We start from the raw sequence: 18,802 nt of genomic DNA, 5'->3' as shown, positions 1-18,802 counted from the left end.
GCCACCGGGGCAGGGCGCCGGGGCAGCGCTGGCGCAGCCTGCAGGGCAGCGCCCTGGGGTGCCACGCCCTTTTGCGGTATGCCCACCGCCACGTGGTCGTTGATGCGCCAGTAAACGGCCGTCACCAGAATGTCATAGCGGGTCTTGGCGGTTTGCGCAATCAGGGCCTCGATCTCGGACAGACGCACGGTTTCGCCGCCGTATTCACGCGCCAGATCCATCATCACCAAAAACTGGCGCCCGCGCTGGTCCAGCGAGAGCACCTTGAACTTGTAGCTGGCCGACAGCACCCCTGCACGCACCATGGCGTCACGCACCACGGTGTACAGCAGCTCACGCCGCTCCATGCGCTCGTTCTTGCGGTTGGCAGCGTGTTCGGGGGGCAGGGGCTCCACCAGCGGCTTGCTCTGGCGGCCGGGCGTAAGCGGCACCGTCGCATCGGCGTTCAACAGCCCCGAGGGTTCGGCCAGCGGCCGGGGCTTGGGGGGGGCAGGTTTGCGGCTGAACCAACTGAACAGGGACATGGCTTGCTTTCTACGGGACGGCGCCGGAAAAATCCGAATCGAGTGTAACGTGCCGTACACCCGTTCGAACCCCGAACAAGCCCGCAGGCCGAATCAGCGCGGGTCGCCTGTCAGGTGGCCGCAACGCGGCGGCGGCGGTTGCCCAGCCGTTTGGCCAGCACCGCCCCGGCGGCCATCACCAGGCCCAGTGCGATGGCAGGCTGGCGGTTGGTGAGTTCGGTAAAACGGATCGCCGGCAGGCTCCAGAGTTTGCAGGGGGCGCTGGCCTGCACCGTGGCGCTGCGCGTGCGGTGCGAAAAGAACGCGCCTTCCCCCACTACAGACCCGGGCCCCACGATGGCCAGCCGCAGACGCTCCTTTTCATCCTGGTAGTGCACGCTGAGGCTGCCGCTTTCGACGAGGTACAGCGTGCGGTCGGTCGCGCCCTGGCTGAAAAGGATTTGCCCTGCGGGCAGCACCACAGGCAGCAGGTAGGACGACAGGATGTCCCACTGCGCCGGGGTCAGCGGATTGGTCATGCTGTCATCGGCGCTGGCCTGTGCGATGGCGTCGATCAGACCTTGCAGGTCCACCTTGGAAACAACAGGCGTGGAGGCATTCATGGTGTGCGAAGCTACCCTTGTTACAGATTGCGCACAAGCGCTGTTTACGTCCGTTTACAACATTAGCGACGAGCGGGCGGCGGCGCCCGGCGACCGGGGCTGCACCGCGCTGCCGGTGCCGCCTACTTGCCGATGCAGAAGCTGGAAAAGATCACGCCCAGCAGGTCGTCGGAGGTGAATTCGCCTGTGATGGCGTTCAACGCAGTCTGCGCCAGGCGCAGCTCTTCGGCCAGCAAGTCGAGCGCGGGGCCCTGTGCGTGCAGCTGGTCGGCCGCCTCTTGCAGGTGTACGCCCACGGCCTCCAAGGCCTGCACATGCCGGGCACGGGCTGTGTACAGGCCTTCGGGCGCCGACTGCCAGCCCGCCACGTCCAGCAGCAGGCGGCGCAGCGCGTCCAGCCCCTCGCCCGTGCGGGCGGACAGGCGCACGCCGGGCCGGGTACTTTCAACTGCCGGGGCTGTCGCACCGGGCGCCTTGTCGAGCTTGTTCCAGACATCAATCACGGGGATGTTCTGAGGCATTTTTTGGCCCATAGCGCTTGCTATGACTGCGTCACCAGCTATGTATTCAGGAGCATCCATGCGCTCCAGGTCGTGCAGGAACAGCACGGCATCCGCCCCCGCGATCTCGTCCCACGCGCGCGCAATGCCGATGCGCTCCACCTCGTCGCTGCTGTCGCGCAGGCCGGCGGTGTCAATGATGTGCAGCGGCACGCCTTCGATCTGGATGGTCTGCTGCACCTTGTCGCGCGTGGTGCCTGCAATCGGCGTGACGATGGCCAGCTCGGCTCCTGCGAGTGCGTTGAGCAGCGAGCTCTTGCCGGCGTTGGGCTGCCCGGCGATGACCACCTTGATGCCCTCGCGCAGCAGCGCGCCCTGGCGCGTGCGCTGCATCACCGCCGCCAGGGTTTGCTGCAAATTCGATAGCTGTCCGCGCGCATCTGCCTTGCGCAGGAAGTCGATTTCTTCTTCGGGAAAATCCAGCGTGGCCTCGACCAGCATGCGCAGGTGGATGAGCGCGTCGCGCAGGCCATGGATCTCGGCCGAGAACGCGCCGCTGAGTGATCGGCTGGCGCTGCGGGCGGCCGCGGAGGTAGAGGCGTCGATCAGGTCGGCAATGGCCTCGGCCTGGGCCAGGTCGATCTTGTCGTTGAGGAAGGCGCGTTCCGTGAACTCCCCCGGCTGGGCGACACGCAAGCCCCGCAGGCGGGGCTGGCCGGTAGCGGTGTCGGCAGCGGCCCCCGCCTCCAGACAGCGCGCCAGCAGCAGCTGGAGCACCACGGGGCCGCCGTGGGCCTGCAGCTCCAGCACGTCTTCGCCGGTGTAGCTGTGCGGACCCGGAAAAAACAGCGCCAGCCCCTGGTCAATGGCTTCGCCCTGGGCATCGCGAAAGGGCAGGTAGGTGGCTTCGCGGGGCTTGAGCGCGCGGCCACACAACGCCTGCACCAGCGCATCCAGCCCCCGGCCCGACACGCGAACGATGCCGACGGCCCCACGCCCCGGGGCGGTGGCAATGGCGACGATGGGGTCTTGGTGGCGGGCAAGCATGTGCGGCGATTTTGGGAATAGAGCGCCAAAAATTGGCGCGGCCCAAGCGCGAGACACCGCGCAAGGGCCGCCCCGCCGCGCTGGTGTCGTCCCCCTTCCCGCGCGCAGCGCGAGAGAAAGGGGGAAGCGGCGCAGCCGCTCAGGGGGTTACTTAAATTTCGGCAAGTTAAATTGGGGTGGCACGCCCATGCGGGTGTTGATGATCCACTGCTGTGCAATCGACAAAATGTTGTTCGTCAGCCAGTACAGCACCAGGCCGGCCGGGAAGAAGAAGAACATCACGCTGAAGATCAGCGGCATGAACCACATCATCTTGGCCTGCATCGGGTCTGGCGGCGCGGGGTTCAACGCGGTCTGCAGCAGCGATGACAGCGTCATCAGCAGGGGCAGGATGAAGAACGGGTCGGGCGTGGAGAGGTCGTGGATCCAGCCGATCCAGGGCGCGTTGCGCATCTCGACGCTGGACAGCAGCACCCAGTACAGCGCAATGAACACGGGGATCTGGATCATGATCGGGAAGCAGCCCCCCATGGGGTTGACCTTCTCCTCGCGGTAGATACGCATCATCTCCTGCTGCATCTGCTGCGGCTTGTCCTTCAGGCGCTCGCGCATCTCCATGATCTTGGGATTGACCGCCTTCATCTTGGCCATGCTGGCGTAGGCCTTGGCATTGAGCCAGTAGAACGCAATCTTGAGCAGCAGCACCAGGCCCACGATGGACCAGCCCCAGTTGCCCAGCAGCTTGTGCAGCTGGTCCAGCAACCAGTACAGCGGCTTGGACAGGATGGTGAGCCAGCCGTAGTCCTTGACCAGCTCCAGGCCCGGGTAGAGCTTTTCCATCTGCGTCTCGACCTGCGGGCCCGCGAACAGGCGCGCGTCGATGGCTTTGCTGGCGCCCGGTTCAATGCTGCCCAGCGAGGTGAGCATGCCCACGGAGTACAGGTTGGTGTCCACCTTGCGGGTGAACAGTTCACGCTGGGTGCCGTCTGCCAGCAGCCATGCGGTGGCAAAGTAGTGCTGCACCATGGCCACATAGCCATTGGGCGAATCGCGGGGGATGTCGACCTTGCCGTTCTCGATGTCCTTGAAATCAACCTTCTGGTACTTCTTGGCGTCGGTGAACACCGCCGGGCCCGTGAAGGTGGAATAGAAGGAGGACTCACCGGGCGGGGGATTGCCGTCACGCACCAGTTGCAGGTAGAGCTGGGGCGACACGGCCACGTTGCCGGTGTTGACCACTTCGTGCTTGACCGCGATGTCATACGCTCCACGCTGGATGGTCCAGGTCTTGACCAGCTTCAGCCCGCCCTGTTCAGGAGACTCGAAACGCACCGTGATCGCGTCTTGCCCATCCTGCAACTCGCGCGGGCCGGGCACGGCAGTCATCAGGGTCTTGTGCGTGGGGAAGCTGCCGCCAATCAGGCCGGTCTGCGCCACGTACACACGTTGCGCGCTCTCGTCCAGCAGCAGGAAGTTGCGGGACTTGTCGGCCATGTCGATGTGCTGCAGCAACTCGGCCTTGATGAGCGAGCCCCCTTCACTGTCAAAGGTCAGGCGGTACAGGTCGGTTTTCACTTCCACCCGTTCGCGCGCAGCCGGTGCGGCTGCCGGGGCGGGCTGGCCAGGCACGGCCGATGCACCCTGCTGCGAGGCCGCCGCCAGCGGAGCACTGGAGACGGGGACACTGGCGGCACCGGTGGCGCCGGATGCCGCGGTGGCAGCGGCTGGCGCGGTGACCGCCGGCGTGGTGGGGAAAAACGTGGCCTGTTTGCCGTTGTGCAGTTGCCACTTGTCCCACAGCAGAACCATGGAAAAGCCAAAAATCACCCACAGGATGGTGCGGCGAATGTCGTTCATGAAGACTTCTTTGGTGAGGATGGTTGGGTGGTGGAGGATTGTTGCAGCCGCGAAAAAAGCCTCATGCCGCGCGGCAGTTCTTGCGGGACCGGGTCATGCCCCCCATCGCACCAGGGGTGGCAGCGTACCAGCCTGCGCACCGTGAGATAACTGCCGGCTGCAGCGCCATGCTGCTCCAGCGCCTGCAATGAATAGACCGAGCAGGTGGGCTCGAACCGGCACGACGACCCCAGCCAGGGGCTGAGTACCAGCCGGTAGCCCTTGACCACGCCCATCAGCAGACGCTGCATCACCGTCATGGTGCCGCCATCACATGCATGGCTTGCACGGCAGGTGCGGCCGTCGCCGCGGTAGCACCCGGGCGCCGCACCGCATGAGCAAACAGCTGCAGCAGCTCTGCGCGCACCGCCTGCTTGAGCTGGTCCGATGTTGCGCTGACAAACTGTTTGCGGTCAAAAGCGGTGCGAAGGCGCACCACATGGGCGGCGCGTGGCAACTGGGCCTCGAAGGTGGCACCCACGGTGTAGATCTGCCGCTTGATGGTGTTGCGTGTCACCGCCCGGCGCGCCCAGCGCTTGGGCACCATGGCACCCAGCCAGACGCCCTGCACGGCAAACAGGGCCTGCGGCCCTTGCGTTGTCGGCAAGGAACCGGGCCCTGTGGGTGCAGCAGCATTGGCCGGGCTGACAGCGATGGCGCCGCCAGCCGCTTCCAGCACCAGACGGTGCAGCGCAAAATGCGCTGTGCGGGATACAGTCCCGCCCGCCATGGCTGCCTGGAACTGGGGACGGGTTTTCAGCCTTTGCATGCAAGCGCCCCGTTGGGAACCTGACGGCACAAACCGGCAGCCATCGGGGAGCAGGCCGTAGACCGGAATGGCCTTAGACGGCCAGGCGCTTGCGGCCCTTGGCGCGGCGTGCGTTGATCACAGCACGGCCGCCGCGGGTCTTCATGCGAACGAGAAAACCGTGGGTACGTGCGCGGCGCGTCTTGGAGGGTTGGTAAGTGCGTTTCATGATGCTATTCCTTGAGGTTCAGTTTCGGACGCTGCGCTTGAAGCCCCTGCCGCCTGCACCACCACACACCCTGCAAGGGCACCTTGGCGGCAGACCAGCGGGGCACAAATGTAGGCGCGCCGGGTCAAATCACCCTGAACACATTCAGGGAAACCCGAAATTATCGCAGGCTTGTTCAGTGCTGGCAATGCCTTTTGGCCGCTGGGCCTATCTCCAGGTTGCGTTTCCCTGATCCAGGGGCAGGTCGCATGGCGATGTTGCCACCGGTTCCAAAGCCCCGGCACCCACATCTGGCGCCTTTTAAAAATTGTGGATAACTGTCTGACAAGCTACAATCCGCCGCCCGGACCCGTTCCTCCTATCCACAACAAGAACCACTCTGAAATGACCGAGGAACCCTCCCGCAGCCCCCTGTCGTCACCCGGCTCCGATGCCGGCCAGGGCCTGTGGCAAGCCTGCGTCGAGCAACTGGCGCAAGACCTGCCCGAGCAGCAATTCAACACCTGGATCAAGCCCCTGGTCGCCCAGGTGGCGGAAGACTTCTCCAAGGTCACGGTGCTCGTGGGCAACCGCTTCAAACTCGACTGGATCCGCGCGCAGTACGCGGGCCGGATAGCGGCACTGCTGGAGGGCCTGTATGGCCAGCCCGTCACGCTGGAGTTAGCGCTTGCTCAGCGGGAATCCGTTGTGCGCACTTACGCGCGCCCCGCGCAGACTGAGCCGTCGAACGCCGCGCCACCGTCGGACTCACCCTCCGGCAATGGCGATGACGCCTCGGCCGGGGCTTTCCGCAACCGCCTCAACGCAGCCCTCACCTTCGAGACCCTGGTGGAAGGCACGGCCAATCGCATGGCGCGCTCGGCCGCCATGCATGTGGCGGGCATGCCCGGCCACCTTTACAACCCGCTTTTCATCTATGGCGGCGTAGGCTTGGGCAAAACCCACCTGGTGCACGCGGTGGGTAACCGCCTGCTGCAGGACAAGCCCGACGCCAAAGTTCTCTACATCCATGCCGAGCAGTTCGTGTCGGATGTGGTTAAGGCCTATCAGCGCCGCACCTTCGATGAGTTCAAGGAGCGCTACCACTCGCTCGACCTGCTGCTCATCGACGATGTGCAGTTCTTTGCCAACAAGGACCGCACGCAGGAAGAATTCTTCAACGCCTTCGAGGCCCTGCTGGCCAAGAAGTCGCACATCGTGATGACGTCGGACACGTATCCGAAAGGCTTGGCCAACATCCACGAGCGGCTGGTGTCGCGCTTCGACTCGGGCCTGACGGTGGCCATCGAGCCACCCGAGCTGGAAATGCGCGTGGCCATCCTGATCAACAAGGCCCGCGTCGAAGGCACCGAGATGCCCGAAGAAGTGGCTTTTTTCGTGGCCAAGAACGTGCGCTCCAACGTGCGCGAGCTCGAGGGCGCGCTGCGCAAGATCCTCGCGTACTCGCGCTTCAACCAGAAGGAAATCTCCATCCAACTGGCCCGTGAGGCGCTGCGCGACCTGCTGTCCATCCAGAACCGGCAGATTTCTGTGGAAAACATCCAGAAGACGGTGGCCGACTATTACAAGATCAAGGTCGCCGACATGTACAGCAAGAAGCGCCCGGCCAGCATTGCCCGCCCGCGCCAGATTGCGATGTACCTGGCCAAGGAACTGACGCAAAAGAGTCTTCCCGAGATCGGAGAATTGTTTGGCGGGCGCGACCATACGACCGTTTTGCATGCCGTGCGCAAGATTTCGGGTGAGCGCCAGCAGCTGACCGAGCTGAACCAGCAGCTGCATGTGCTGGAACAGACCCTGAAAGGCTGATAACCGGTGGGAGAGACCCCGAAAAGAGCCCACCCGGTAAACGGGCAAAATGGCGGGTTATACAGCAGGGGGAGGCACGGCCCGTGCCGCTGTCCACGCACCGTCCCAAAAACCACAAGAGGTTGAAGACATGATCGTCCTGAAGGCAACACAAGACAAGGTTCTCGCGGTTCTGCAGTCCGTGGCGGGCATCGTGGAGCGCCGCCACACGCTGCCCATTCTGGCCAACGTGCTGATCCGCAAGACGGGCAACGCCCTGCAGCTGACGACCAGCGACCTCGAAATCCAGATCCGCACCACGGCCGAACTCGGCGGCGACACTGGCGACTTCACCACCACGGTGGGCGCGCGCAAGCTGATCGACATCCTGCGCACCATGCCCGGCGACCAGACCGTGAGCCTGGAATCGCAGGCATCCAAGCTGGTGCTCAAGGGCGGCAAGAGCCGCTTCACGCTGCAGAGCCTGCCGGCCGAAGACTTCCCGCTGGTGCAGGAGTCCGCCGCCTTCGGCCCCGTGTTCGCCGTACCGCAAAAGACGCTGAAGGACCTGCTCGGCCAGGTGAGCTTTGCGATGGCGGTGCAGGACATCCGCTATTACCTCAACGGCATTCTGTTCGTGGCCGAGGGCAAGACCCTGAGCCTGGTCGCCACCGACGGCCACCGCCTGGCCTTTGCCAGCGCCACGCTGGATGTGGAAGTGCCCAAGCAGGAAGTCATACTGCCGCGCAAGACCGTGATCGAGCTGCAGCGCCTGTTGTCTGATGCGGGCGGCGAGAACCAGCCGCACATCGAGATGCAGTTTGCCAACAACCAGGCCAAGTTCACCTTTGGCGGCATGGAGTTCGTCACCAAGCTGGTCGAGGGCAAGTTCCCCGACTACAACCGCGTGATCCCCAAGAACCACAAGAACAGCATCACCTTGGGCCGCGCCCCCCTGCTGGCCAGCCTGCAGCGCACGGCCATCATGACCAGCGACAAGTTCAAGGGCGTGCGCCTGAACCTGGAGCCCGGCACCCTGCGCGTGGCGTCGAACAACGCCGAGCAGGAAGAGGCCGTGGACGAGCTCGACATCGACTACGGTGGCGACACCATCGAGATCGGCTTCAACGTGACCTACCTCATCGACGCCCTGGCCAACATGGGCCAGGACATGGTGAAGGTGGAGCTGTCGGACGGCAACAGCTCTGCGCTGCTGACCATCCCCGACAACGACAGCTTCAAGTACGTCGTGATGCCCATGCGCATCTGAGGCGGCCCCCGCCCTGCTGCACAGCCTGGTCACGATTACTACAATTTTGATAGCTGTTAGCGCTTACTGGATAAGCGCTAAAGCCCAATTTGACCCATATTGACACATCGGAAACACCGGTTTCCACGGATCCCAAGGCCCACCATGACCGTTGACAACAACATCCCTTCCGAGCCCGAAGCCTCCGGCGTCTCCGGCCATGTTGAGCCCACCCTCACCAAGATCGACACCAACCAGGCCGGCGCGAGCGAAGGCTATGGCGAAGGCGCCATCACCATCCTCGAAGGCCTGGAGGCCGTGCGCAAGCGCCCCGGCATGTACATCGGCGATACCAGCGACGGCACCGGCCTGCACCACCTGGTGTTCGAGGTGGTCGACAACTCCATCGACGAGGCCCTGGCCGGGCATTGCGACGACATTGTGGTCACCATCCACACCGACAACTCCATCAGCGTCACCGACAACGGCCGCGGCATTCCCACCGGCGTGAAGATGGACGACAAGCACGAGCCCAAGCGCTCGGCCGCCGAGATTGCGCTGACCGAACTGCACGCGGGCGGCAAGTTCAACCAGAACAGCTACAAGGTTTCGGGCGGCCTGCACGGCGTGGGCGTGAGCTGCGTCAACGCGCTCAGCAAGATGCTGCGACTGACCGTGCGCCGCGAGGGCAAGGTGCATGTGCTGGAGTTCAGCAAGGGCTTCGTGCAGAACCGCATCGTTGAAACGGTGAACGGCGTCGAAGTCTCGCCCATGCAGGTGCTGGGCGACACCGACAAGCGCGGCACCGAAGTGCACTTTTTGCCCGACACCGAGATCTTCAAAGAGAACAACGACTTCCACTACGAGATCCTGGCCAAGCGCCTGCGCGAACTCTCGTTTTTGAACAACGGCGTGCGCATTCGCCTGAAGGACGAGCGCAGCGGCAAGGAAGACGACTTCTCGGGCGCTGGCGGTGTGCGCGGCTTTGTGGAGTTCATCAACAAGGGCAAAACGGTGTTGCACCCCACATCGTTCTACGCCGCAGGCGAGCGCCCGGCTGAGACGTATGGCGGCATCCCCGGCACGCACATTGGCGTGGAAGTGGCCATGCAGTGGAACAGCGCGTACAGCGAGCAGGTGCTCTGCTTCACCAACAACATCCCCCAGCGTGACGGCGGCACCCACCTCACCGGCCTGCGCGCCGCGATGACCCGCGTCATCAACAAGTACATCGAAGAAAACGAGTTCGCCAAGAAGGCCAAGGTCGAAGTGACCGGCGACGACATGCGCGAAGGCCTGTGCTGCGTGCTGAGCGTGAAGGTGCCCGAGCCCAAGTTCAGCAGCCAGACCAAGGACAAGCTGGTGTCGAGCGAAGTGCGCGCGCCGGTCGAAGACATCGTGGGCAAGCTGCTCACCGACTACCTGCAAGAGCGCCCGGCCGATGCCAAGATCATCTGCGGCAAGATCGTGGAAGCCGCCCGTGCCCGCGAGGCCGCCCGCAAGGCCCGCGAAATGACCCGCCGCAAGGGCGTGCTCGACGGCATGGGCCTGCCCGGCAAGCTGGCCGACTGCCAGGAAAAAGACCCCGCCCTGTGCGAGATCTACATCGTCGAGGGCGACTCCGCCGGTGGCTCCGCCAAGCAGGGCCGCGACCGCAAGTTCCAGGCCATCCTGCCCCTGCGCGGCAAGATCCTGAACGTGGAAAAAGCCCGCTACGAAAAGCTGCTCACCAGCAACGAAATCCTCACGCTGATCACGGCCCTGGGCACCGGCATCGGCAAGGCGGGTGGCACCACCGGGGGCGACGACTTTGACGTGGCCAAGCTGCGCTACCACCGCATCATCATCATGACCGACGCCGACGTGGACGGCGCCCACATCCGCACCCTGCTGCTCACCTTCTTCTACCGCCAGATGCCCGAGCTGGTCGAACGCGGCCACATCTACATCGCCCAGCCACCGCTGTACAAGGTGAAGGCCGGCAAGGAAGAGCTGTACCTGAAGGACGCGCCTGCACTCGACGGCTTCCTGCTGCGCATTGCGCTCAACCACGCCAGCGTGACCACCGGCGGCGCCAACCCGCAAACGCTGACCGGCGACACCCTGGCCGAACTGGCCCGCAAGCACCAGATCGCAGAAAGCGTGATCGCCCGCCTGGGCAACTTCATGGACGCCGAAGCGCTGCGCGCCATTGCCGACGGCGTGAGCCTCAAGCTCGACACCGTGGCCGACGCTGAAGCCAGCGCCGTGGCCCTGCAGGCCAAGCTGCGCGAACTGAACACCACCGGCGCCCCCGCCGAAGTGGCTGGCGAGTTCGACGCCCGCACCGACAAGCCCCTGCTGCGCATCAGCCGCCGCCACCACGGCAACATCAAGAGCAGCGTCATCACGCAAGATTTTGTACACGGCGCCGACTACGCCGCCCTGGCCGAGGCCGCAGAAACCTTCCGAGGCCTGCTGGCCGAAGGCGCCAAAGCGATGCGCGGCGAAGGCGACAAGCAGAAGGAAGAAAAGGTCAGCGACTTCCGCCAGGCCATGAAATGGCTCATCAGCGAAGCCGAACGCACCACCAGCCGCCAGCGCTACAAGGGCCTGGGCGAAATGAACCCCGAGCAGCTGTGGGAAACCACGATGGACCCCAACGTGCGCCGCCTGCTGCGCGTGCAGATCGACGACGCGATCGAGGCGGACCGCGTGTTCACGATGCTGATGGGGGATGAGGTGGAGCCGCGGCGGGATTTCATTGAGACGAATGCGCTGCGGGCGGGGAATATTGACGTTTGAGGCGTTTATTCGCCCCAAGGAAAACAACGACTTATCCAAGTCGTTGTTTTTACTGAATTTTTAACTTCCAACGTTGTTGTTATCTTCGGGCATAGATAACAAAACCAACTCAACACCCGCCTCGTTCGGCTTGGTGTCCGCCATAAAAGCTCTCAGTTGTAGGGCAACCCCAGCGGCAGCTCCCGCGCATCCAGCCCCATGGACTGCAGCTCGCGGCGGAAATGGGTCATCGCCAAAGGGAAGGCCTGGGCGACCAGGGCATATTGGTAGTCACGGTCATCCAGCAAGGCATTGGCCGCCGTCTCTTCCAAGCCCGGTGCATAGATGAATCGGGCTTCGTACTCGGCAGCGCAGGTCGCGATGTCGCTTGCATCTGCCTCATTGGTAGCAGTGGCGTCCAGCTTGATCACCACCCCCACCATCAGCGGTGCCTCCGGCGTATTGGGTACTGCCAAACCGACCTCGATCTCTTGCTGCACCGTCAAGCGCATCTTTGCCCCGGCTGCGTCACCCTTGTTTTTGCCGCTCAGCCCCAGCACACGGAAGCTGCGCAGCGTGGGGCGCGGTGTGTTTACTGCAGGCATAGCACGGCTCCATGGCTGAATGAATGGCGGCGGAACTCGCGGGGGTTGTAGCTTGGGTCGGGGCTGCCTACTTCGGAGCGCACCGCAGTGATGGACACCACTTTGCTCATGGAGCGCAGCGGCGCCTGGGGCTTCGCAATCTCTGCCTGCAAGCCCTTTTCTTCCACCAGCGCACAAAAAGCCGCTGGGCTGCGGCGTACCAGGCGCAGCAGCGTGTCCATGGCCTCCGACTGGGCCACATCGTCGTTTTCGTACTTGCTGAATGCCACCGGCCCACCACCAAACAGCTTGGCAGCTTGCGCCTGGGTCAGTTGGTATTGCTTGCGCAGTGCAGTGATTTCATCACCCGTCAGCAAGCCATCCACCTGCTTGCGGAACGCCATCACGATGCGCTTGTTCAGCTTGCTTTCGGCCATGCCTGCAAAGTCAGAGGTACAGGTGTCGCATTGCTGGTAGTGCGAGGGCAGCTCTGCCTTGTGGCCCTTGTATTCGTACTCCACCATCTGCACCGATGCGGTGACATGGCCTTCACCGCAGATCGGGCAAAGCTCTTGTTGTGCGCTCATTGGGGCACTCCTTTCAAGCGTGGCAAGACACGATCAGCACCAGGGCCCCGGTCTTGCTCACTGCAAACTTCACAAAATATTCCATCCGAACAGTTCGCCCGGTGGCTGGAGCGGTCTCCAGCACGTTGACGCTGTAAGCATCACAGGCCGCCCAGGCACCTTTGCCGTTTTCACACCATTCCGAGTCGATGTAATCCCCCGGTTTCAGCGACAGGATCAAATCGCCCACGCGCTCCAAGTCATCGTCAAACCACTTGCGCACATCCTTGCGGCACTTGTCCGTCCAGGCCTTCAGTCGGCTCTCGTCTCGGGCCAGGATATGTACCCGTTCCAACCCATACAGCGGGCCATTGGCAATCTTGACGCGCCCCTGCCCATTTTCCGGAGGATCCCGACTGTACTCCGAAAGGACCATAATTTTTACCATGGTGGTAATTTTAGACAAGGCGGTGGGGGATTACGCCACAGACGCCACCAGCGCCTCGGCCAGGCGGGCCTGCACGGACTGGCGTTCGGCCAGGCGCTGGCGCAGGTCGGCGCACAGGCGGCGCAGGGCGGTGACGCGGGTGTCGATGCGGGATTGCTCGGCGAGGGGCGGCAGCGGAGCAAGAAAGTTTCGCAACGGCCGAATTCCCACTGTAGGTTGCGCGGTACCCGTCAAGCTTCGGGTAGCTTGCGTATAAATGAGCTGCGAAGACAAGAGATAGCTGAGGTATTGCAGACTCATGTGGATCGAGGGTTTCAAAATTCCGATATGCCGCTGCACGCAAAAAGCCCTATCGGAGTCCACAACGACCGCACGGCCATAGCTCGCGCCTACCACGGTATAGAGAATGTCGCCTTCTTGTGGCCGCCGGTACTCAGCAAGCGCATCAAAGTAGTCTTTCGGCACCAACCTACAACCAGCGAAGTTAAGCCTGCCAGCACTGATATTTCCAATCGTGAGAAATGCGATCCCTTCGGCTGCAACGGGTGGGGGTAAATGATCGCCATCAGTAATTACTCGGAATACGGCATCCAAGCGCACCCACTCCCACCCCACCGGCAACGCAAACGGTTTTTCCTCGTCAGTGATGGGCGGCAGGGGTTTGTCGAGTTTGATCTGGCCGGTGGCGATAAGGCGGTCTTTTTCGGCGCGGATTTTTTGCAGCAGGGCGCTGGCGGGTTCGTCGGTGGGGTCTTGGGGCGCGAGCAGGCCGCGCACGGCCAGTTGCAGCAGGGTTTGCTCCAGGGCATCGATGGCTTCGGGGCGGTCCAGCAGCAGGTCGAAGTGCTGGGCCACGCGCTGCCAGTTGTCGGCCAGCTCTTCGGGCGTGGTGCTGGCGGTGAGCGTGCCCAGCAGGGTGCTGACCAGTTGGGCGTGTTGCGCGGCCTCCAGCTGGCCCTTGGCCTCCAGCGCATCGCACAGGCGCATGAGGGCTTCGACACGGGCGACGATGCGGGATTGTTCGGCCTCTGGAGGCAAAGCGATAAGACCCTGGAAAAAATTGGCGTCATTAATTGCAGGGTAGGCAATGCCAACAGCTTTGCTATTCACGTAGTCCGTGAACGGTTGACTGCGCAAGTAATGCAGCAAGTACTGGGGAACAACACCAGAGTGCGGATGCATAACCGCAAACGCTGTGCTCGCAATGGCTCTTGGTGAGTAATCTCGCTCAATTACTGCGATGTTCTTCAAGTACGGACGTATCGTGGAATAAATCACCGTTCCTAGCGCAACATTCTTTCTCGCACGCGAAGGCGCATCGGCTGCTTCCAGAACCTGAATCGCGGAAGCGACGCACCCCTTTAGGTTATCAACCGAGGCAACGTCGATATAGCTAAATGCCCCCGTTGGCTCCCCTTGCCCTAAGTTATGAGTCACCTCGGGTATGCGCACCCACTCCCACCCAGCTGGCAACTCAAACGGCATTTCCTCTTCCCCAATCTCCGCCAGCGCCTTGTCCCGCTTGATCTTGCCCTCGGCGATCAGCCGATCCTTCTCCGCCCGAATCTTCTGCAGCAGCACGCTCGCCGGTTCATCGGCCGGGTCTTGCGGCACCAGTTTGCCTTGCACGGCCAGGGTAAGGATGAGTTCGCGCAGCTTGGCGACGCCACCGGGGGCGGTGGCGATTAGCTCCATATTTGATAGCAGCATGCGCTTATTCCTCAAGCGCTAGCGGCTGTTTTTGCCAGTGACTGGGCGAGGATGCCCTTCAACTCCTCACGCAGGGCCTGGGCTTCGGCCTGCAGGCGGGCGTAGTCGGCCAGCAGCTCGTCGGGGTCGTGGCTTTGCTGCTCGCCGATGTGGGGGTTCTTTTGGTCCAGGTTGTAGCCAGCGGCCTTGATCTGGTCGATGCCAACCTTCCAGGCCCGTTCGTTTTCCACGCGGGCGGCAAATCCATCGGCCTCAGTGCCCCACCAGGCTTTCTCGGCATCGAACTCGTCGATGCGGATGGGCTTGGTCTTGTTGTAGTTCTTCACGCCCGGTGGGTAGGGGTGTTCGTAGTACCAGATGTGCTGCGTGGGCTGGCCTTTGGTGAAGAACAGCAGGTTGGTCTTGATGCCGGTGTAGGGCGCAAACACGCCGTTGGGCAGGCGCACGATGGTGTGCAGGTTGCAGTGCTGCAGCAGTTGTTCTTTGATGCGGGCCTTGGCGCCTTCGCCAAACAAAAAGCCATCGGGCAGCACCACGGCGGCGCGGCCGCCGGGTTTGAGCAGGTGCTGGATGAGCACGAGGAAGAGGTCGGCGGTTTCCTTGGTGCGCACGTCGGCCGGAAAGCCCGCTTCAATGCCCGGCTCTTCAATGCCACCAAAGGGTGGGTTGGTGAGGATGACGTTGACGCGGTCTGCCGCCGTGTAGTCGCGCAGCGGGCGGGCCAGGGTGTTGTCGTGCACGATCTGGCTGGGCACTTCGATGCCGTGCAGCAGCAGGTTGGTGACGCACAGCATGTGCGGCAGCTGCTTCTTCTCCACGCCGCGAATGCTGTTTTGCAGCACGGCTTCTTGCTCTGCGTTGTGCACTTGTTTGCGCAGGTGCTCGATGGCGCAGACGAGGAAGCCGCCGGTGCCGGTGGCCGGGTCCATGACGCTTTCGCCCAGCTGGGGGTTGGTCATGTCCACCATGAACTGGGTGACGGCGCGGGGGGTGTAGAACTCGCCCGCGTTGCCTGCGCTTTGCAGGTCGCGCAGGATTTTTTCGTACAGGTCGTTGAACTGGTGGCGCTCAGCCTGGCGGTTGAAGTCGATGGCGTTGAGTTTGTTGACCACCTGGCGCAGCAGGTGGCCGCTTTTCATGTAGTTGTAGGCGTCTTCAAACACGCCGCGCACCACGTAGCCGCGCGGGTTGCGCTGCGGGTCTGCGCTCAGGCCCTTGAGGGCGGGGAAGAGTTGCTTGTCCACAAAGTCGAGCAAGGCGTCGCCGGTCATGCCCTCGGCATCGGCCGCCCAATGGCGCCAGCGCAGGTGCTCGGCAATGGGGCTTTGGTAGTCGTCGCGGGTGAGTTCGAGTTCCTCTTCCAGCGCGTCAAACACCTTGAGGAACAGCAGCCAGGTGAGCTGGCTGATGCGCTGGGCGTCGCCATCCACGCCGGAGTCCTGGCGCATGATGTCTTGGATGGATTTGATGACGGGGGTGAGGTTAGACATGGGGTGGAAATTCAGAACAAAAACAGGCCCTTGCGCCTGATAGGTAAGCGCTAGCAGCTATCAAAACAGGAGTATCTGGCAGTACACAACGGCACACAGCTAGTGGGCCGGGTGCGTAGCGTACAGCGCTTGCTCCAGCGCCTGCAGTGCGCTCAGATATTGCGGGCGGCCGCCAAAGCTGCGCACCAGCTCTACGGGGCTGCCCAGGTCGGTGAAAGGCTGGAGTTTGAAGACTTCGTTGCTCTCGATGGTGGCGATGCCTTCGTCGGCGTATTTGTCGAGCAGGGCATCGAGCACCTTGCGGGCCACGGGGCCGTATTGGGTGAAGACGTTGCGCTTTTTGACGCGCTGGGCGCGCTCGCGGCGGGTGAGCGGGGGCTGGTCGTAGGCGACGTGCAGCAGCAGGTCGAACGGGTCGAGGTCTTTGCCGACCTCTGCGGCCAGGGCGTCCAGCAGAACCCCTTCGGACTCCAGTTCGGCCAGCAAGGCGGCCTTGCGGTCGGCCTGCTGCCAGGTTTGCAGAAACTGGTCGAGCGAGTCGTACTTTTTGAGCAGGTTGATGCGGGTGTAGTCGCGCAGGCTTTCGGTGATGAGCTTGCCGTCTGCATTGAGGTACTGCACCCGCTCGCGCGCCACGGCCACGGTGACGTTGTTGCCCAGGGTGTATTTGCGGGGTCCGTCGGTGCCTGCGCCGCCCTCGCCAGGGCCTGCGGTGGTGGGCGGCCAGGCGTCAGGGCCCGCACCACCGGGCTGGGAGGTGGGGGGTAAGTCCACCGGCGGGGGCGGGGCCATGGGCTCGCCGGGCTGGGGTTCGTACACCTGCACGGGTTCGCCGTCGAAGTCTTTGTCGGCAAAGAGTTCGGTGGCGCGTTTGAAGTCGAGAATGGTGAACCAGCTTTTGCCCAAGTCTTCGCGCAGGCGGGTGCCCCGGCCAATGATCTGCTTGAACAGCGTCATGGACTTGATGGTCTGGTCCAGCACGATGAGCTTGCAGGTTTGGGCATCCACGCCCGTGCTCATGAGCTTGGAGGTGACGGCGATGACGGGGTAGGGCTTCTCGGGGTCGATGAAGTTGTCCAGCTCGCGCTTGCCTTCGGTGTTGTCGCCGGTGATCTGCACAACGTACTTTGGCTGGGTTGCGCACAGGTCGGCATTGGCGTTGCTGAGTGCCTTGCGCATGCGCTCGGCGTGCTCGATGTCTTCGCAAAAGACGATGGTCTTGGCGTAGCGGTCGGTGGCCTTGAGGTATTCGGTGACCTTGGCGGCCACGACGGCGTCGCGCTGCTCCATGACGAGCTTGCGGTTCATGTCGGCGCCGGTGTAAATGCGGTCTTCGATGAGGTGGCCGAACTTGTCGCGCTGGCCCTCGGTGGGGCGCCAGCCGAAGGTGTCTTTGTCCAAATCCACGCGCACCACTTTGTAGGGCGCGAGGTAGCCGTCTTCAATGCCTTGCTTCAAGCTGTAGGTGTAGAGCGGCTCGCCAAAGTAGTCGATGTTGGAAACATCTTCCGTTTCCTTGGGCGTGGCCGTGAGGCCGATCTGCGTTGCGCTGGCAAAGTAGGTGAGGATGTCGCGCCAGGCGGAGTCTTCGGCCGCGCTGCCCCGGTGGCATTCGTCCACCACGATGAGGTCGAAAAAGTCGGGGCTGAACTGCTTGTAGATGTTGCGCTCTTCTTGCGTGCCGGTGACGGCCTGGTAGAGCGAGAGATAGATCTCGTAGCTTTTGTCCACCACCTTGGTGGTCTTGTTCACGGCCAGGTCCACGTCTTCCACGGTGACTTGGCCTTGGGCGTCCACCCGCTCCACGCCCTTGGCGTGGGGGCTGAGCTTGGCCATCGCGCCCTTGAAGGGGCGGAAGTCATTGACCATGGTCTGGTCGATGAGGATATTGCGGTCGGCCAAAAACAAGATGCGCTTCTTGGCCCCGCTTTTCCACAGCCGCCAGATGATCTGGAACGCGGTGTAGGTTTTGCCCGTGCCTGTGGCCATGACGAGCAGCACGCGGTTTTGGCCTGCGGCAATGGCCTCGACCGTGCGGTTGATGGCACCGAGCTGGTAGTAACGCGGGGTTTTGCTGGGGGCGTAGTCGGTGGCCGCAATGTGCTCGACTGCAGGCGTCCAGCCCTTCCAAGCGCAGTACTTGGCCCACAGCTCGGCGGGGGTGGGAAATTGGTGCAGCGTCATGTCGCGCTCCAGCACGCCATCGGACAACGTAGCATCGCGAAACACAAAGCCATCGCCATTGCTGGCAAAGCTGAAGGGCACGCCCAATAGCTCAGCATATTGAATGGCCTGGGGCATGCCCGCGCCGACGGAGTGCTTGGCGTCTTTGGCTTCCACCACCGCCAGCGGCACGTTGGGCTTGTGGAACAGCACGTAGTCGGCCCGCAGCATGGAGGCCTTGTCGCGGTGCGATGCTTGGCCGCGCACCACCACGCGGCCGGGGCGCAGGGTGTATTCGCGCAGGATGTGCTGTTCGCGCGTCCAGCCCGCTTGCACCAGTGCGGGCGTGATGAAACGGTCGCAGATGTCGGTTTCGCTGAGATGGCTTTTGGGCGATGCGCTCACTCGTCGGACCTTGTGGTGGGAGGGGTGGACAGCGGGGTGTTGGCTGCCTTGCGAGTATGGCCCAAGTGTTACCAAGTGCAGCGCCCTGTA

At 63.0% G+C, this 18,802-nt stretch carries 15 protein-coding genes and 1 pseudogene; 3 read left to right on the top strand and 13 right to left on the bottom strand.

Translation table 11 applies throughout. The features are described 5' to 3' along the window. From KYG_RS09745 to rpmH, 7 genes and pseudogenes are all read right to left on the bottom strand, one after another. Positions 1 to 524, bottom strand: a pseudogene (locus KYG_RS09745) (hypothetical protein); the annotation flags it as partial. 110 nt (positions 525 to 634) lie between these two features. After that, positions 635 to 1,126: a Crp/Fnr family transcriptional regulator gene (locus KYG_RS09740; RefSeq protein ID WP_008904717.1), complete on the bottom strand. Its 492-nt coding sequence runs from the start codon at positions 1,124 to 1,126 to the stop codon at positions 635 to 637. Between the two features lie 122 nt (positions 1,127 to 1,248). Continuing rightward, entirely contained in the window at positions 1,249 to 2,673 is a 1,425-nt protein-coding gene (mnmE, locus tag KYG_RS09735) for a tRNA uridine-5-carboxymethylaminomethyl(34) synthesis GTPase MnmE (RefSeq protein ID WP_008904716.1), read from the bottom strand. Between the two features lie 147 nt (positions 2,674 to 2,820). Beyond that, a complete protein-coding gene (gene yidC / locus KYG_RS09730; RefSeq protein ID WP_008904715.1) occupies positions 2,821 to 4,530 on the bottom strand; it encodes a membrane protein insertase YidC in 1,710 nt (569 codons plus the stop codon). After that, positions 4,527 to 4,823, bottom strand: coding sequence for a membrane protein insertion efficiency factor YidD (yidD, locus tag KYG_RS09725; RefSeq protein WP_034693951.1), 297 nt, complete (start codon positions 4,821 to 4,823; stop codon positions 4,527 to 4,529). The genes yidC and yidD overlap by 4 nt, the downstream gene beginning before the upstream one ends. 2 nt (positions 4,824 to 4,825) lie before the next feature. Then, positions 4,826 to 5,338: a ribonuclease P protein component gene (locus tag KYG_RS09720; RefSeq protein ID WP_008904713.1), complete on the bottom strand. Its 513-nt coding sequence runs from the start codon at positions 5,336 to 5,338 to the stop codon at positions 4,826 to 4,828. Positions 5,339 to 5,411: 73 nt separating this feature from the next. Further along, on the bottom strand, positions 5,412 to 5,546 hold the full coding sequence (rpmH, locus tag KYG_RS09715; RefSeq protein WP_005798102.1) for a 50S ribosomal protein L34: 135 nt from the start codon (positions 5,544 to 5,546) through the stop codon (positions 5,412 to 5,414). Positions 5,547 to 5,930: 384 nt separating this feature from the next. Here rpmH and dnaA point away from each other — a divergent pair, with 384 nt between their 5' ends. From dnaA to gyrB, 3 genes are all read left to right on the top strand, one after another. Next, a complete protein-coding gene (gene dnaA, locus KYG_RS09710) occupies positions 5,931 to 7,355 on the top strand; it encodes a chromosomal replication initiator protein DnaA (protein WP_008904712.1) in 1,425 nt (474 codons plus the stop codon). Between the two features lie 130 nt (positions 7,356 to 7,485). Continuing rightward, positions 7,486 to 8,604, top strand: coding sequence for a DNA polymerase III subunit beta (dnaN, locus tag KYG_RS09705; protein WP_008904711.1), 1,119 nt, complete (start codon positions 7,486 to 7,488; stop codon positions 8,602 to 8,604). 144 nt (positions 8,605 to 8,748) lie between these two features. Then, positions 8,749 to 11,367 (top strand): DNA topoisomerase (ATP-hydrolyzing) subunit B, encoded by a 2,619-nt coding sequence (gyrB, locus tag KYG_RS09700; protein ID WP_008904710.1) that lies wholly within the window; start codon positions 8,749 to 8,751, stop codon positions 11,365 to 11,367. A gap of 152 nt (positions 11,368 to 11,519) precedes the next feature. Here the strand turns inward: gyrB and KYG_RS09695 are convergent, their stop codons facing one another. The 6 genes from KYG_RS09695 to hsdR form a co-directional block, all read right to left on the bottom strand. Beyond that, complete coding sequence (locus KYG_RS09695) at positions 11,520 to 11,951, bottom strand: hypothetical protein (RefSeq protein WP_008904709.1); 432 nt, start codon at positions 11,949 to 11,951, stop codon at positions 11,520 to 11,522. Continuing rightward, positions 11,939 to 12,517 (bottom strand): type II toxin-antitoxin system MqsA family antitoxin, encoded by a 579-nt coding sequence (locus KYG_RS09690; protein WP_008904708.1) that lies wholly within the window; start codon positions 12,515 to 12,517, stop codon positions 11,939 to 11,941. Before KYG_RS09690 ends, KYG_RS09695 begins: the two co-directional genes overlap by 13 nt. Positions 12,518 to 12,530: 13 nt before the next feature. Beyond that, positions 12,531 to 12,962: a hypothetical protein gene (locus KYG_RS23275; protein WP_139019349.1), complete on the bottom strand. Its 432-nt coding sequence runs from the start codon at positions 12,960 to 12,962 to the stop codon at positions 12,531 to 12,533. Between the two features lie 12 nt (positions 12,963 to 12,974). Beyond that, positions 12,975 to 14,654 carry a restriction endonuclease subunit S gene (locus KYG_RS09680; RefSeq protein WP_008904706.1) on the bottom strand — a complete coding sequence of 560 codons (1,680 nt, stop codon included), beginning with the start codon at positions 14,652 to 14,654 and terminating at the stop codon, positions 12,975 to 12,977. A gap of 11 nt (positions 14,655 to 14,665) precedes the next feature. Further along, on the bottom strand, positions 14,666 to 16,144 hold the full coding sequence (locus tag KYG_RS09675; RefSeq protein WP_008904705.1) for a class I SAM-dependent DNA methyltransferase: 1,479 nt from the start codon (positions 16,142 to 16,144) through the stop codon (positions 14,666 to 14,668). A 99-nt stretch (positions 16,145 to 16,243) separates the two neighbouring features. Next, a complete protein-coding gene (hsdR, locus tag KYG_RS09670) occupies positions 16,244 to 18,712 on the bottom strand; it encodes an EcoAI/FtnUII family type I restriction enzme subunit R (RefSeq protein ID WP_008904704.1) in 2,469 nt (822 codons plus the stop codon). Between the last annotated feature and the right edge of the window lie 90 nt (positions 18,713 to 18,802).

Source organism: Acidovorax sp. NO-1 (genome assembly GCF_000238595.1).
Taxonomy (GTDB): Bacteria; Pseudomonadota; Gammaproteobacteria; order Burkholderiales; family Burkholderiaceae_C; genus Acidovorax.
Note: the sequence above shows the minus strand (reverse complement) of the source record. Positions and strands in the feature narration are given on the sequence as shown.

Excerpts from the sequence above, each read along its gene's own strand:
- rpmH (WP_005798102.1), bottom strand. The coding sequence starts at position 5,546 with ATGAAACGCACTTACCAACCCTCCAAGACGCGCCGCGCACGTACCCAC.
- KYG_RS09680 (WP_008904706.1), bottom strand. The coding sequence starts at position 14,654 with ATGCTGCTATCAAATATGGAGCTAATCGCCACCGCCCCCGGTGGCGTC.
- KYG_RS09675 (WP_008904705.1), bottom strand. The coding sequence starts at position 16,144 with ATGTCTAACCTCACCCCCGTCATCAAATCCATCCAAGACATCATGCGC.
- KYG_RS09690 (WP_008904708.1), bottom strand. The coding sequence starts at position 12,517 with ATGAGCGCACAACAAGAGCTTTGCCCGATCTGCGGTGAAGGCCATGTC.
- KYG_RS09740 (WP_008904717.1), bottom strand. The coding sequence starts at position 1,126 with ATGAATGCCTCCACGCCTGTTGTTTCCAAGGTGGACCTGCAAGGTCTG.
- dnaA (WP_008904712.1), top strand. The coding sequence starts at position 5,931 with ATGACCGAGGAACCCTCCCGCAGCCCCCTGTCGTCACCCGGCTCCGAT.
- yidC (WP_008904715.1), bottom strand. The coding sequence starts at position 4,530 with ATGAACGACATTCGCCGCACCATCCTGTGGGTGATTTTTGGCTTTTCC.
- KYG_RS09695 (WP_008904709.1), bottom strand. The coding sequence starts at position 11,951 with ATGCCTGCAGTAAACACACCGCGCCCCACGCTGCGCAGCTTCCGTGTG.
- mnmE (WP_008904716.1), bottom strand. The coding sequence starts at position 2,673 with ATGCTTGCCCGCCACCAAGACCCCATCGTCGCCATTGCCACCGCCCCG.
- dnaN (WP_008904711.1), top strand. The coding sequence starts at position 7,486 with ATGATCGTCCTGAAGGCAACACAAGACAAGGTTCTCGCGGTTCTGCAG.
- gyrB (WP_008904710.1), top strand. The coding sequence starts at position 8,749 with ATGACCGTTGACAACAACATCCCTTCCGAGCCCGAAGCCTCCGGCGTC.
- KYG_RS09720 (WP_008904713.1), bottom strand. The coding sequence starts at position 5,338 with ATGCAAAGGCTGAAAACCCGTCCCCAGTTCCAGGCAGCCATGGCGGGC.